Annotated in this window: 13 protein-coding genes; 5 read left to right on the top strand and 8 right to left on the bottom strand. The window is 74.1% G+C overall.

Features of this window, described 5'->3' with window-relative positions; all coding sequences use genetic code 11:
• Window positions 1-169: 169 nt before the first annotated feature.
• Window positions 170-1237, top strand: coding sequence for a DUF2637 domain-containing protein (locus tag AB0N90_RS33010; RefSeq protein WP_365202719.1), 1068 nt, complete (start codon window positions 170-172; stop codon window positions 1235-1237).
• 85 nt (window positions 1238-1322) lie between these two features.
• Here AB0N90_RS33010 and AB0N90_RS33015 read toward each other — a convergent pair whose 3' ends face one another.
• From AB0N90_RS33015 to AB0N90_RS33025, 3 genes are all read right to left on the bottom strand, one after another.
• Window positions 1323-1715 (bottom strand): ATP-binding protein, encoded by a 393-nt coding sequence (locus tag AB0N90_RS33015; protein WP_037657993.1) that lies wholly within the window; start codon window positions 1713-1715, stop codon window positions 1323-1325.
• 597 nt (window positions 1716-2312) lie between these two features.
• A complete protein-coding gene (locus AB0N90_RS33020; RefSeq protein WP_365202720.1) occupies window positions 2313-4055 on the bottom strand; it encodes a pyruvate dehydrogenase in 1743 nt (580 codons plus the stop codon).
• A 76-nt stretch (window positions 4056-4131) separates the two neighbouring features.
• Window positions 4132-5748 carry a protein phosphatase 2C domain-containing protein gene (locus AB0N90_RS33025; RefSeq protein ID WP_365202722.1) on the bottom strand — a complete coding sequence of 539 codons (1617 nt, stop codon included), beginning with the start codon at window positions 5746-5748 and terminating at the stop codon, window positions 4132-4134.
• Between the two features lie 1212 nt (window positions 5749-6960).
• On the opposite strand from AB0N90_RS33025, the gene AB0N90_RS33030 reads away from it, so the two are divergent.
• Window positions 6961-7950, top strand: a complete 990-nt coding sequence (locus AB0N90_RS33030; protein WP_365202724.1) for a helix-turn-helix domain-containing protein — start codon at window positions 6961-6963, stop codon at window positions 7948-7950.
• On the opposite strand, the gene AB0N90_RS33035 is transcribed toward AB0N90_RS33030, so the two are convergent.
• Window positions 7928-9151 (bottom strand): SGNH/GDSL hydrolase family protein, encoded by a 1224-nt coding sequence (locus AB0N90_RS33035; protein WP_365202726.1) that lies wholly within the window; start codon window positions 9149-9151, stop codon window positions 7928-7930. The two genes, AB0N90_RS33030 and AB0N90_RS33035, sit on opposite strands and share 23 nt — an antisense overlap.
• Window positions 9152-9348: 197 nt before the next feature.
• Between AB0N90_RS33035 and AB0N90_RS33040 the strand changes: the two genes are divergently transcribed.
• On the top strand, window positions 9349-9726 hold the full coding sequence (locus AB0N90_RS33040) for a PPOX class F420-dependent oxidoreductase (RefSeq protein WP_361679135.1): 378 nt from the start codon (window positions 9349-9351) through the stop codon (window positions 9724-9726).
• Here the strand turns inward: AB0N90_RS33040 and AB0N90_RS33045 are convergent.
• Window positions 9695-10663 (bottom strand): alpha/beta fold hydrolase, encoded by a 969-nt coding sequence (locus AB0N90_RS33045; protein ID WP_365202728.1) that lies wholly within the window; start codon window positions 10661-10663, stop codon window positions 9695-9697. The two genes, AB0N90_RS33040 and AB0N90_RS33045, sit on opposite strands and share 32 nt — an antisense overlap.
• A gap of 104 nt (window positions 10664-10767) precedes the next feature.
• On the opposite strand from AB0N90_RS33045, the gene AB0N90_RS33050 reads away from it, so the two are divergent.
• Window positions 10768-11385 (top strand): TetR family transcriptional regulator C-terminal domain-containing protein, encoded by a 618-nt coding sequence (locus AB0N90_RS33050; protein ID WP_365202730.1) that lies wholly within the window; start codon window positions 10768-10770, stop codon window positions 11383-11385.
• Window positions 11386-11397: 12 nt separating this feature from the next.
• Here AB0N90_RS33050 and AB0N90_RS33055 read toward each other — a convergent pair whose 3' ends face one another.
• The 3 genes from AB0N90_RS33055 to AB0N90_RS33065 are packed head-to-tail and all read right to left on the bottom strand — an operon-like array spanning window position 11398 to window position 13480.
• A complete protein-coding gene (locus AB0N90_RS33055) occupies window positions 11398-11559 on the bottom strand; it encodes a hypothetical protein (RefSeq protein ID WP_365202732.1) in 162 nt (53 codons plus the stop codon).
• Window positions 11560-11600: 41 nt separating this feature from the next.
• Window positions 11601-12089 (bottom strand): methylated-DNA--[protein]-cysteine S-methyltransferase, encoded by a 489-nt coding sequence (locus tag AB0N90_RS33060; protein WP_365202734.1) that lies wholly within the window; start codon window positions 12087-12089, stop codon window positions 11601-11603.
• Window positions 12086-13480 carry an AlkA N-terminal domain-containing protein gene (locus tag AB0N90_RS33065; protein ID WP_365202736.1) on the bottom strand — a complete coding sequence of 465 codons (1395 nt, stop codon included), beginning with the start codon at window positions 13478-13480 and terminating at the stop codon, window positions 12086-12088. The genes AB0N90_RS33060 and AB0N90_RS33065 overlap by 4 nt, the downstream gene beginning before the upstream one ends.
• A gap of 268 nt (window positions 13481-13748) precedes the next feature.
• Between AB0N90_RS33065 and AB0N90_RS33070 the strand changes: the two genes are divergently transcribed.
• Entirely contained in the window at window positions 13749-14261 is a 513-nt protein-coding gene (locus AB0N90_RS33070) for an N-acetyltransferase (protein ID WP_361679153.1), read from the top strand.
• Window positions 14262-14290: the final 29 nt, after the last annotated feature.

The following is a 14290-nucleotide window of genomic DNA, read 5'->3' on the forward strand; positions in this document are numbered from 1 at the left end:
TTATTCGAACTCAACTCCCGCCCCTCATGCGGCAGTTCGAGCAGATCGCCGTCCCCGGGCAACCCCTCGCACCCTCTTGGCGGCCTCTTGCCGCGAAACCCCCTGAGGGCCGCCCGGAGTGGGTCAATATGGCGGGCGTTACGCCCTATCCCAATGCAAGGGACCCCTGATGAGACTGACCGACATATCGCTGAACTGGCTGCTTCCGGGCGCCGTACTGCTCCTGGGCATGGTGGCGGCGGTAGCGGTGCTCGCGCGCGGAAAGCGCTCCTCCGGGGAGAACGCGAGTGCGGACGACTCCTGGGAGCGCAGCGAGGAGCGCCGCCGGCGCAAGGAGGCCATCTACGGCACCGCCTCCTACGTGCTGCTGTTCTGCTGTGCGGCGGTGGCGGCCGCACTGTCCTTCCACGGCCTCGTCGGCTTCGGCGAGCAGAACCTGGGCCTGACCGACGGCTGGCAGTACCTGGTGCCGTTCGGCCTCGACGGCGCGGCCATGTTCTGCTCCGTCCTCGCGGTGCGCGAGGCGAGCCACGGTGACGCGGCCCTCGGCTCGCGCATACTCGTCTGGATGTTCGCCGCGGCCGCGGCCTGGTTCAACTGGGTGCACGCGCCGCGCGGTGTCGACCACGCGGGCGCCCCGCAGTTCTTCTCCGGCATGTCCCTGTCGGCGGCCGTCCTGTTCGACCGCGCGCTGAAGCAGACCCGCCGGGCCGCGCTGCGCGAACAGGGCCTGGTGCCGCGCCCGCTGCCGCAGATCCGCATCGTGCGCTGGCTGCGCGCCCCCCGCGAGACCTACAAGGCGTGGTCGCTGATGCTTCTGGAGGGCGTGCGCAGCCTGGACGAGGCGGTCGAGGAGGTCCGCGAGGACAACCGGCAGAAGGAGCAGTCGCGCCAGCGTCGGCGCGAGCAGCAGCGGATGGAGCGCGCCCAGCTCAAGGCCATCAGCCGGGGCCACGGCCGGTTCGTGAACCGGGTCGGCGGCCGGCAGGTCGAGGTGCAGGCGGTGGAGCGCGGCTCCTCGGGCGCCACCACCGCGGAGCCTGCCATAGCGACCGCGGAACAGCTGCCGGTGCCCTCCCGTCCCTCCCTCCAGCCGGTCCGCAAAGGGTCTGATTCCCTGGCCAAAGGGCCCGAGCCGGTGACCGTCGACCTCACCGCCGAGGATGACACCATGGCCCTGCCCCGACTGGACTCCCTGGAGCGCAAGCTCAAGGAGATGGAGCAGCAGTTCGGCTGAGTGCCACGGATCTTCATGGGTCGGGGGTGTGACCGCTCGGGTCGCGCCCCCGGCCCATGTCCGTCCCCGGCCCGCCCGCCGTTCCTCACGCCGCCTCGGCGCCCAGTTCGAACCACACCGACTTGCCGACCCCGTGCGGCCGTACGCCCCAGGCGTCCGCGAGGGACTCCACCAGGACCATGCCCCGGCCATGGGTGTCGTCGTCCGGGTCCGGGGTGCGCACCTGGGGTCTTCGGGGCACGAAGTCCCGTACCTCCACCCGGAGTCCGCCGGGCACCACCTCCGCGGTGAGGACGGCGTCGTCGTCGGTGTGCACCAGCGCGTTGGTGACCAGTTCGCTGGTGAGCAGCTCGGCGATCTCCGAGCGTCCCGGTTTGCCCCAGTCGCGCAGCAGCTCGCGCAGCTCCCGGCGGGCCTCGGGCACGGAGCGCAGATCCGCCCGCCCGAGCCTGCGCCACAGCCGCTGCGGCGGCTCCACGACCCGGCCGCGCCCGCCGCGCCGGTCATGCGCGTCCCGCCGGTCCCGCCCGTCCCGTAAGGAATCGTCGACGGGAAGGCGCACCAGGCGCCCCGGTGGCTCCCCGGTGGCCCGCGCGGACCGGGGCTCACCGGCGCCCTGCACGCGCCCCGGCTCCCCCGCGACCGTCACGGTGCCCACCGTCTCCCGGACGCCGCCCGTACCGTCCCCCGGGGTCTCCCCGGTACCGTCCCCCGGTTCCGCGGAGGGGGTCCCGGTGGTCACGGGACCGCCCCCTCGTGCCTGCCTCTTCATGGCCCCCGCCCGCACGCCGCTCGAACCCTGCCCCTCCTGGTCGAACACGTTCACGGGGGATGCTTGCCCAGTGGACCAACGGCCAGTCCTGGCACCGGCCCGATGACCGGCGGTTCGGCCATCCCCGGGGCCCGCCGCACCCCGGCGCGGGACGGCCGCAGGAACCTTACGACGGCCTTCCGGGCGGCCCTCTGACGCCGCTGACGCCCCGTGACGGCCGGACCGCCGCGTCCGGCACAGCCGGTCGGCATGTCGTCACGGGCCGTGAAACTGGCCGAAATCCGCTCCCCGGTCCGGGTGGTGTCAGGGCCGGGGCACGTTGCGCAGGTTGGAGCGGGCCATCTGCACCATGCGGCCGACGCCGCCGTCCAGCACGACCTTGGAGGCGGACAGCGCGAACCCGGTGACCATCTCGGCGCTGATCTTCGGCGGGATGGACAGGGCGTTGGGGTCGGTGACGATGTCCACCAGGGCCGGGCCCTTGTGCCGGAACGCGTCCTTGAGCGCGCCGGCGAGCTGCTTGGGCTTCTCCACCCGTACCCCGTACGCCCCGCAGGCGCGGGCCACGGCGGCGAAGTCCGGGTTGGCGTTGGTAGTGCCGTACGCGGGCAGTCCGGAGACCATCATCTCCAACTCGACCATGCCGAGCGAGGAGTTGTTGAACAGCACCACCTTGACCGGAAGATCGTGCTGCACCAGCGTCAGGAAGTCCCCCATCAGCATGGCGAATCCACCGTCGCCCGACATCGACACCACCTGCCGGCGCCGGTCGGTGAACTGCGCGCCGATCGCCATGGGCAGCGCGTTGGCCATCGAGCCGTGCGAGAACGAACCGATGATCCTGCGGCGGCCGTTGGGCGAGATGTAGCGCGCCGCCCAGACGTTGCACATACCGGTGTCCACGGTGAACACCGCGTCGTCGGCGGCGACTTCGTCCAGTACGGCGGCCACGTACTCGGGGTGGATCGGGACGTGCCGGTCGACCTTCCTGGTGTACGCCTTGACCACGCCCTCCAGCGCGTCGGCGTGCTTCTTCAGCATCCGGTCCAGGAAGCGCCGGCTGGTCTTCTCCTTGATCCGCGGGATGAGGCAGCGCAGCGTCTCGCGTACGTCGCCCCACACGGCGAGGTCGAGCCGGGAGCGCCGGCCGAGCACCTCGGGCCGTACATCGACCTGGGCGATCCGCACATCGTCGGGCAGGAAGGCGTTGTACGGGAAGTCGGTGCCGAGCATGATCAGCAGATCGCACTCGTGGGTGGCCTCGTAGGCGGCGCCGTAGCCGAGCAGTCCGCTCATGCCGACGTCGAACTTGTTGTCGTACTGAATGAACTCCTTGCCGCGCAGGGCGTGTCCCACCGGGGACTTGACCTTCTCGGCGAACTCCATGACCTCCGCGTGCGCCCCCGCCGTGCCGCTGCCGCAGAACAGCGTGACCTTGCCGGCCTGGTCGATCATCTCCACCAGGGCGTCGATCTCGGCGTCGCCGGGGCGGACGGTGGGCCGGGAGGTGACCAGGGCGCTCTGCGCGGCCTTCTCCGGGGCGGGTTCGGCGGCGATGTCGCCGGGCAGCGAGACCACGCTGACGCCGCTCTGGCCGACCGCGTGCTGGATGGCGGTCTGGAGCAGCCGGGGCATCTGCTTGGCGCTGGAGATCAGTTCGCTGTAGTGGCTGCACTCCTGGAAGAGCCGGTCGGGGTGGGTCTCCTGGAAGTATCCGAGGCCGATCTCGCTGGAGGGGATGTGGGAGGCGAGGGCGAGCACCGGGGCCATGGAGCGGTGGGCGTCGTACAGGCCGTTGATGAGGTGCAGATTGCCGGGGCCGCAGGAGCCGGCGCAGGCGGCCAGCTTCCCGGTGATCTGGGCCTCGGCACCGGCCGCGAAGGCGGCGGTCTCCTCATGGCGGACATGCACCCAGTCGATATGGGAGTGGCGGCGGACGGCGTCCACGATCGGGTTCAGGCTGTCGCCGACGACGCCGTAGAGGCGGCGCACGCCGGCGCGGACGAGGATGTCGACGAACTGTTCGGCTACGTTCTGCTTGGCCATGTTCTCTCGTCTGCCCCTTCCGGGGTCCGGGATCCGTGCGTGGTGCCCCGGTTCCATGGAGGCATACGAGGGACGGTTACGCCTCCCACAGGGCCGCGGCCGTACGGTCGTCGGCGTAGCCCTTGACCCGTACCCGGGCGTCGGCGAGGAACGCGGCGAGGCCGGGCGCGCGGCGGCCGGACCAGCGCCGGGACAGATAGGCGCTCAGGGCGGGCTCACCGCGCAGCGGCTCCGCCAGGCCCGGTGTGCACATCAGCAGCGCATCACCCGGGCGGGCTAGCGAGACCTGGAAGCGGAAGGGGTCGCGGGCGGGCGGGGGCGGCGGCTCGGGCAGCGGTTCGTACGGGCCCTGCGGGGCGCCGAGGTCGAGGGTGAGGCGGTCGTCGTCCTCCTCGGCGGGCTCGGGTGTCCTGGGCGGCGCGGGGGGTGCCTGGTCGGTGGCGCGCGGTTCGATGTCCCGCCAGCTGCCGTCCCGCAGCTGGAAGAGGCCGCCGTCGCCGACGCCGAAGAAGACGCGGGTACGGCAGTGCGGGTCGGCGGGCAGCAGCAGACAGCGCAGGGTGGCCGTGTACTCCTCGGGCCGTGCGCCCCGTTCGAGGGCGCTCGCGCGCAGGCGGCCGAGGCTCCGGTCGGTGAGCCGGTGCAGGCCCGCCTTCAGATCGGCGCGCCGGGTGGCCCGGATGTCCTCGGCGAGCCGCTGGTGGCTGCGGCCCACCGCCCGGCCGATCCAGCGGCACGCCTCGGCCGCCGCGAGGTGCGCCTCGGGGGTGGCGCGGGCGCCGGTGGCCATCGCGACGAGCACCAGCGCGTGGTCGCCGGTGCCGAAGCGCGCGGTCAGCAGCGCGTCCCGGCGCGGCTCACCCCGGTAGCGCGCCGAGTCCCCGCGCAGCGACACGGACCGCAGTGTCCAGGTCCCGTACCGGGCCCCGTCCAGGACCGTGTCCGCCACCAGCTCCCCCAGCTCCTCCGGCTCGGCGTTGGGCAGCGCGGTGGGCTCGGGATCGTAGGTGGGCGGCCCGGACCCCACGAAGTCGAGCGCCGAGGCGGGCTCGGGCACGGCCGGGGACTCGGGCGCCGAGCGCCGCCCGGAAAGGTCGGGCGGGGCCGACTGGACGGGGACGACGGGGCGGGCGGGGAGGTCGGTGGAGTCCGGGGTGCGCGGCGGGGCGGGGAGGTCGAGGGGGCTCGGGGAGGCGGGCGGAGCGAGGAGGCCGATGGGGTCCAGGGTGCCGGGCGAGATGGAGAGATCGGCGGGACCCTCGGAGGCGGGCGCAGCAGGAAGGTCGAGGGGACTCGGGGAAGCGGGCGGAGCGAGGAGGCCGGTGGGGTCCAGGGTGCCCCGCGAGATGGAGAGGCCGGTGGGACCCTCGGAGGCGGGCGCAGCAGGAAGGTCGAGGGGACTCGGGGAAGCGGGCGGAGCGAGGAGGCCGGTGGGGTCCAGGGTGCCCCGCGAGGTGGAGAGGCCGGTGGGACCCTCGGAGGCGGGCGCAGCAGGAAGGTCGAGGGGACTCGGGGAAGCGGGCGGAGCGAGGAGGCCAGTGGGGTCCAGGGTGCCGGGCAGGGGCGGGAAGTCGGTGGGGTCCGGGGCAACGGACGGTCCCGGTGCGTCGGTTGGGGCCGTCGCATCGGGCGGGACCGGGCCGTCGGGCGAACCCGGAACATCGCCCCATGGCGGGGCATCGGCCGGCGACACGGCGTCGGACGGTCTCCTGGCGCCGGTGGAAGCCGCACCACCGGACGGCTCCGGGGCGTCGGACGCCGGGCCCGGGACATCGCCCCAGGACGAACCATCGACCGGCGCCACGGCATCGGACAGCCGCCGAACGCCGGACGAGTCCGCACCATCGGACGGAGCCGGAACACCGGGCCCGCCCGGGGCGACGGCCCGGGACGGGGAATCCGCCGGAGCCGCGAGATCGGACAGTCGCAAGACGTCGGACGGAACCGGATCGCCGGACGCGGCCGGAACATCACGCGGACCCGAGGCGGCAACCCGAGGCGAGACATCCGGCTCCGAAGCCGAGCCGTCAAACGACCGCCGGACATCGGACAGAACCGGATCGCCGGAACCGGCCGGAACATCACACAACCCCGAAGCACCGACCCGAGACGAGACATCCAACCCCGAAGCCGAGCCGTCAAGCGGCCGCCGGGCATCGGACGGAGCCGCGCCATCGGACAGGACCGGATCAGCACGCGGACCCGAAGCGGCAACCCGAGGCGGGACATCCGCCGGGGCCCCGGCATCAGACGCTCCCCGTGGGCCAGTTGGAGCCGCGTCAGCGGACGGGGCCGGAGCGGCGGCCTGGGGCGGGACCGTGTCCGGGGCCGAATCGCCGGGCGGCGGGGCCGGGGTGTCGGCCTGTCGCGGTCTCGCCCGGACCGTGTTCCGGGCCGAGGCGAAGCGGTCGTCCAGGGAGTCGGGCGCGGTCGTCGGGCCCGTGTCCCCGGTGGCGTCGTCGTACAGCTGACCCCACCAGTCGTCCTCGGGACGGGCGGTGGGCCTTCCCCCCTGCTGGCTCATGCCCTGATTGTCACCACGTCGGCGCGGGGAAAACGGGGCATCGGGAAATTCCGGCCGCGAAAAGGTGAACGGCCGCCGGACGGTCCCACCCCCCACGGGGGGACCGCCCGACGGCGTGCTCGGTCCTCGCGGACCGGACTGTGTCGGCCACCCGCCGGGTGGCCGGATCGCGGCGCACCGAACGGCTGCCGTACCGAGCCCCACCTTGGCAGACGCACCTGTGATACGACGATGATGGCGGCGGCGGGTTTACGCCGTGGCCGGTTCCCGCCAGCCACGGCCCTCCGTGACCGCCTGTTCTCGGACGGCCGGTACACGGGACGCCCTGTACTCGGATGGCTTGTACGTGCTCGGTGCGTACTCAGGGGAGGGACACGGGCGATGCTGACGGCGATAGGCCTGGACGACAGACACGAGGCGGCGTACCGGGCGCTGGTGGCGGTGGGCGCGGCCGATGTGGCCGATCTGGCGCGGCGGTTGACGCTGGGGGTGCAGGACACCGAGCGCGCGCTGCAGGGGCTGGAGCGGCAGGGGCTCGCGGCCCGTTCCTCGGCGCGGCCCGGCCGTTGGGTGGCGGCGCCGCCCGCGGTGGCGCTGGGCGCGCTGCTCACCCGGCAGCGGCACGAGCTGGAGCGGGCGGAGCTGGCCGCGGCGCTGCTCGCGCGGGAGTACCGGGCGGCGGCGGCCGAGCCCGCGGTGCACGACCTGGTGGAGGTGGTGACCGGCGCCTCGGCGGTCGCGCAGCGCTTCCTCCAGTTGCAGTTGGGCGCCGCCGAGGAGGTGTGCGCGCTGGTGACCGGCGCCCCGGTGGCGGTGACCGCGCCGGAGAACGAGGCGGAGGAGCAGGCGGCCGGGCGCGGGGTGCGCTACCGGGTGGTGGTGGAGCGCGCGGTGCTCGATCTGCCGCAGGCGCTCGGCGGGTTGACGGAGGCGCTCGGCCGGGGCGAGCGGGTGCGGATGGCGGACCGGGTGCCGACGAAGCTGGTGGTGGCCGACCGCTCGCTCGCGATGGTGCCGCTGACCTCGCACAGCGCGGAGCCGGCCGCGCTCGTGGTGCATGCCAGCGGTCTGCTGGAGCTGCTGGCCGGGCTGTTCGAGTCGGTGTGGCGGGAGGCGCTGCCGCTGCGGCTGAACACGGACGGCACGGCCGAGGAGGTGCCGGACGGCCCGGACGCCACCGATCTGGAGGTGCTGTCGCTGCTGCTGGCCGGGCTGACCGACGCGAGCGTGGCCAAGCAGCTGGATCTGGGTCTGCGCACCGTGCAGCGCCGGGTGAAGCGGCTGATGGAGCTGGCCGGGGTGACCACCCGGCTGCAGCTCGGCTGGCACGCCTATGAGCGCGGCTGGGTCACCCGTGGCCGCCCGGACTGAGCCCGCCGAGCGCCGCCCGGACCGTGTCCGCCACCGCCGCCATCCCCGCGTCGGTGAAGTGCAGATGGTCGCCGGGGTCGTACGCCGGGCGGATCCGGGTCGGCTCGGCCGGGTCGCGGACGACCGCGTCGGCGTCGGCGACCGCGTCGAAGGCGCCGCCGGTGCGGATGAAGGCGTTGACCCGCTGCCGTACGTCCTCGCGGCCGTCCGTGTAGGCGGCGTAGCCGCGGAACGGGGTGAGGGTGACGCCGACGACCCGGATGCCGCGGGCGTGGGCGCGGGAGACGAGGGTGCGGTAGGCGTCGGCGTAGGCGGCGGGGTCGTTCGCCGGGGGCAGGCCCTTGATGTCGTTGATGCCCTCGAAGACGACGAGGATCCGCGCTCCGGCCCGGTCGAGGGCGTCGGCGTCGAGGCGGGTCAGGGCGCTGGGTCCGGTGCCTTCGTGCAGCAGCCGGTTGCCGCTGATCCCGGCGTTGAGGACGCCGAGCCCGTGGTCGCGCAGCCGGGCGGCGAGCCGGTCGGGCCAGCGGCGGTCGGTGTCGGGGGTGGATCCGGTGCCGTCGGTGAGGGAGTCGCCGAAGGCCACGACGCTGCCGGTGGCGCGGCCGAGGACATCGACGCCGGTCACGTAGTACCAGGACTTGATGATCGTCTTGTACGACGACCCGCTCGTGTCATCGGCGTGGCCCGCGCCCGCGGGAGCCAGGTAGCTGGTCTGGAGGGCGCTGGCGTGGTAGGTGGCGCGGCCGTCGTCCTCGGGGGTGTACACGGTGACGAGGAGGTCGGCGGCGTCCGGCACGGTCAGCGGCACCCGGTCGCTGACGATGTCCCGGCCCGCCGGGACCGTCGTGGTGCGCGCGCCCTGGAAGGTGACGGCGTGCAGGGTACCGGGTGCGGCGTCCGGTCCCTGTGCCCGGCGCAGCGCCACGGTGACCGCCCCGAGCCGCAGCGGCCCGGTGCCGAGCCGGTTGCTGAGCCGGACCCGTACGGCGGTGCCGCCGACGCTGAGCCGGACGACATTGCGGATGGCCGCGCCGGGCTTCGCGGCGGTGGTCCCGGACGGCGCGGCCTCCCAACTGCCGCTCCAGCGCGGCGCGGTGTGTACGGCACCGGGTGCGGCGGCGACGCCGACGGTGGCCCGGGTGCCCGGCAGGACCAGCGCCAGCAGCAGGATCGTGAGGACCCGTTTCACCTTGCCCATTGCGCGCCCGCCCTTCCCCGTGTTCCGCCGGAGGTGACCGTGCCACAGCGGCGGCCCGCATCGCCGCAAGTCGGCCGCGATTCCACCCGGTCGGCCCAATGGGCGAGGGGCAGGAGGTGCCGCCACGGGGGTGTAGGGCGGGAGGCCTACGACGTTCAGCCGATGCAGGGGGCGGCCGGGGGTGCTTGGCTGGTGGCATGACCGGATTCAGCGCGGCGGAACTGTCGTATCTGCGCTCCCAGCGCCTCGGCCGGATGGCCACCGTCGATCCGCACGGCCAGCCGCAGGCGAACCCCGTCGGCTACCGCCTCCAGGACGACGGCACGATCCTGATCGGCGGCTATGCGATGGGCACCACCAAGAAGTGGCGCAATCTGCGCCAGAACCCGAGGATCGCGCTCGTCGTGGACGACATCGTGAGCGTGGAGCCCTGGCGGGTGCGCGGTGTCGACATCCGGGGCAGGGCCGAACTCCTCGTCGGTCCCCATGAGTTGGGGCCGCAGCTCAGCGAGGAGGTGATCCGGATCCATCCGGAACGGGTGCTCAGCTGGGGACTTGAGGAGTCCGCGCCCTGACCTCGCCCCGTTCGGCGACGGCCATGAAGTCCAGCATCGCCCGGTCGGTCGCCGCCGCGTGGTCGATCTGTGGTCCGTGACCGGTGTCCGCGATGATCTCGGCGCGGGCCCCGGGGACGAGCCGGGGGACGCGCTCGACCTGCCGGTCGGGGTGCACGAGCAGGCTGCGCCGGCCGAGCAGCAGATGCAACGGGGTGCGGACGGTGGCCAGTTCGGCGTCGGTCAGCGGCTTCGGCGCGGGCCGCCGGATGCGGTAGGAGCGCACCCCGGTATGGGTCATCCGGCGCAACTCGGGTACGACGAGGACCGGTTGCTCCAGCCAGGACGCGAGCCGGGGCCGCAGCGCCCTGGGCGCGAAGGTGGCGAAGAGGCTGACGAAGATCCAGGCGAAGAAGCGCAGTCCGACCTTCTCCAGGCCGCCCGGGTCGAGCAGCGTCACCGAGGCGAGCCGGTCGGGCCGCCGGTGCGCCTGGTTGAGGGCGATCCAGCCGCCGTAGGAGCTGCCGACCAGATGCACTTGGTCCAGGCCGAGCCCGGCGAGGGTCTCGTCCAGCCACCGGGCGGCATGCTCGGGCTCGTGAAGGGCGGCGCGCTGCACGCTGCGGCCGGGGTCGCCGGGGGTGTCGACGGCGTAGACGGTCCGTTCGGCGCTGAGGTCGGCGGTGTTCGGGTACCACATCGCCGAGCAGCTGCCGGCGCCGTGCACCAGGACGACGGGTGTGCGGTCCCGGGCGGCGGCGCCGTCGGGGGCGGCCGGGGGGTCGTACCGGTAGACGTGCGTGGTGCCGAAGGACGTCTCCACGTCCTCTTCCCAGGACGCGGGCGCGCCCAGCGCGTAGAGCGCGTCGCAGGCGGCGAAGTGGCGCTCGCGCCAGGTGTCGCTGACGTAGCGGCCGATGTCGGCCGGGGGGCGGGATGCGCTTGCGGGCTCGGACACGGCCACCTCCGGGGCAGTCGATTTTCGTGATACGAACGTACCACATTGGTGATACGGCTGTACCATCAAGGCGACCGGGGTGCGGAAGTGGAGGAGGGTGGACGATGCCCAGGCGCGTGGACCACGGGGAGCGGCGGGCCGAGATCGCGGAGGCGCTGGTGCGGGCCGCGGGGCGGCTCGGGCTGCATGCGGTGGGGATGCGCGACGTGGCCGCGGAGGCGGGGGTGTCACTGCGGCTGGTGCAGTACTACTTCGAGTCCAAGGAGAAGCTGCTGCTCTTCGGGCTGCAGCATCTGGCGGCGCGGTTCGGGGAGCGGGTGAGCGCGCGGATCGCCGCGGCCGGGTCCGATCCGGGGCCGCGGGCGGTGATCGAGGCGCTGCTGGCGGCCGCGCTGCCGGTGGACGCGGAGAGCCGTACGTTCCACCACCTCTACACCTCCTACGCCGTCCTCTCGGTGACCGACGAGGCGCTCGCCGCGCAGCCATTCATCAAGGACCCCGACGCGGCGGAGGCGACCGTCGCCGCCCTGCTCCGACGAGCGGCCGACGCGGGCCGGTTGACACCCGGCACGGACCCCGCCCCGGCCGCGGCCGGCCTCCTGGCCCTGTCCGCCGGTCTCGGCACGAGCGTCCTGGTCGGCCAGCGCACCGCGGAATCGGCCACGGAGGTACTGGCCTACCACCTGGACCGCATCTTCCGGCCGACCGGCAACTCCGGCTGACGTCCTCGGAGTTCACACCCCTGAGGCCAGCGCGACCCCGACGGCCACCAGCTCGGCACCACCACCGGGGCCGGACCTCGCGCGGATTGCGAAGACCTTTCCGGCACCCCAGGTCATCCACAGGGGCGCCGACAGGAAGAAGCCGAAGAAGAGCACCACCACGAGGTAGTTCATGTCCAGGTCCCTCCGACCGCACCGGGCGAGCCACCGCTCGATCAGCGTACGGCTACCCCCGGCAACGCGCCCTCCAGGGTCAGCAGCCGGATCTTGCGGTCCAGGCCGCCCGCGTAGCCGGTCAGGGAGCCGTCGGCGCCGATGACGCGGTGACAGGGGCGCACGATCAGCAGCGGGTTGGCGCCGAGGGCGCCGCCGACCGCGCGGACGGCGGCGCGGGGTGCGCCGATACGGGCGGCCAACTCGCCGTAGGTGAGGGTGCTGCCGTACGGCACCTCGTCGAGGGCGGCCCAGACCCGGCGGCGGAACTCGGTGCCGGGGGCCCGCAACGGCAGCCGGAACTCACGGAGTTCACCGGCGAAGTAGGCGTCGAGCTGCTCGCGCGCCGCGGCGAACGGCTCCGGGTCCGCCCGCAGTCCCGCGGGGACGTCCCGTGCGCAGTGCAGCGAGGTGAGCGCCCCGTCCTGGTCGGCGGTGAGCAGCAGCCGGCCGAGGGGCGTGTCGAGGTGGGTGAAGCTTCCGGCGGTCATCGGGACAACTCTCCTGCCGTGTAGAGGTGTTGGAAGGCATATGTGCGCCAGGGGCGCCAGGCGTCGGGCGCCGGGACACCGGGCGGGGTCACATCGGGGTCCCCGAGCGCGCGGGCCCGGATCAGCGCGGCGGTGGCCGCGTCCATCCCGGGCAGCGCGAGCAACTCCCGCTGTGCGTCGTCCCGGTCGGCGCCGGAATCAAGCCGCAGGGTGCCGTCGGCGAGGGCGGCGGCGAGCGCGGCCAGCGGTGCGGGCACCCCCTCCGGCCGCGCGAGCGCCGCCGGTTCGGGGAAGAGACGGGCGAGGGTGCCGTCCGGGGTGTCGAGGGTCTTGCCGTACGCCTCCACCAGGTGCCCGCACCCGGCCGGGCCCAGCAGCGCGCGGGCGGCCGCCTCCAGCGCGTCGACGGCGCCGGGGACGCGCAGCCCGGGGCGCGCCGCGACCAGAGGGGCGAGGCGGGGGTCGGCGCCCAGGCGCTCGTCGACGGCGTACGGGTCGGCGTCCAGGTCGAACAGCCGGCGCAGCCGCTGCACGGCGGTCGTCAGGTCCCGGGGGTCGGTGAGGTGCAGCCGCGCGTCCAGCCAGCCGCTCGGATGCACGCCACTGCCCGTGCGCGGCGCGCGGGTGCGCTCGGCGACGGCGGCGATCGCGGTGCCGTACGGCAGCCGCAGGGTGCGCCGGTAGACGCGCGCGCCGGGCCGCCCCGTGACCTCCTCGACCCCGGGCACGGCCTCCCGTGCGAGCTGGTCGAGGACGGCGGCGGCCTGGTAGGGGCCCCGGTGGGCGAGCCGCAGCGGGATGCCGGTGCCGTCGGCGGCCCGGCGGGCGGCGCCGCGCGGGGCGGCCGTGCGCACCTCGGTCGGTGTGGCCGCGTACACCTCGCGGACCGTGTCGTTGAACTGCCGCACGCTGGCGAACCCGGCCGCGAACGCGATCTCGGTGACCGCGAGCTCGGTGGTCTGGAGCAGGACCCGCGCGGTGTGCGCCCGCTGCGCGCGGGCCAGTGCCACCGGTCCCGCGCCCAGTTCGGTGGTGAGCTGCCGCTGCACCTGCCGGGCGCTGTAGCCGAGCCGCGTGGCGAGCCCGGCGACGCCCTCGCGGTCCACCACGCCGTCGGCGATCAGCCGCATGGCCCGGCCGACGACGTCCGCGCGCACGTTCCACTCCGCCGAGCCGGGCACCGCGTCCGGCCGGCATCGGCGGCAGGCCCGGAACCCGGAGCGCTGGGCGGCGGCGGCCGTCGGATAGAAGCGCACGTTGCGCCGTTTGGGGGTCACCGCGGGGCAGCTGGGCCGGCAGTAGATCCCGGTCGTCTCGACGGCGAAGAAGAACGCGCCGTCGAACCGTCCGTCCCGGCTGCGCACCGCCTCGTACCTGCTCTCCTCGTCCATCACAGGTCCCAGTGTGGCCCGCCCCCCGGGCACCGGCTGGCGGAAAACGGACACGCAGTCGGCCCGGTAGGATGGCCTGGTTCGTGTTCGATCGGGAGCGGAAGACTCGGGAGGTGAGGTCGATGACCGCGCTCATGGCCACCGTGTGCGGCGTCCGGGTCCTCCTCATGCCCCGGGCCGTGGCCTGACCCTGCTGTCCCTGCCCCGCCGGGAGCGTGAGCTCGCGGGGCCACCACACGAACACCTCCCTGAACGGACATCTGACGTCATGGGCAACACCTGGGCTTCGCGCGCCGAGACCGGCGCCGACATTCCCGCCATCCGCGACATCAACCGCACCGCCTTCCCCACCCCCGCCGAGGCCGACCTCGTCGACGCCCTGCGCGCCGATCCCGCCGCCTGGATCGAGGGCCTCTCCCTCGTCTCGGTGGACGAGGCCGACCGCCCGGTGGGACACGCGCTGCTCACCCGATGCCATATCGGCACCACACCGGCCCTGGCCCTGGCGCCCTGCGCGGTCCGGCCGGAGCGGCAGCGCACCGGCGCGGGCACCGCGGCGATCCACGCCGCCCTGGCCGCGGCGCGGGCACGGGGCGAACACCATGTGATCGTGCTCGGGCATCCGGCCTACTACCCCCGGTTCGGGTTCACCCGCGCCTCGGACCACGGCATCCGGCTGACCGTCGACGTCCCCGACGACGCCCTGATGGCCCTCGGTCTCCAGCCCGGCCGGCCGCTTCCCGGCGGCACCGTCCACTACGCCGCCGCGTTCGGCATCTGACCCCGCTGTGTGCCGTGCGGGAACCCACA

Origin of the sequence: Streptomyces sp. NPDC093018, from assembly GCF_040684035.1 — a bacterium.
Classification (GTDB): Bacteria; Actinomycetota; Actinomycetes; order Streptomycetales; family Streptomycetaceae; genus Streptomyces; species Streptomyces murinus.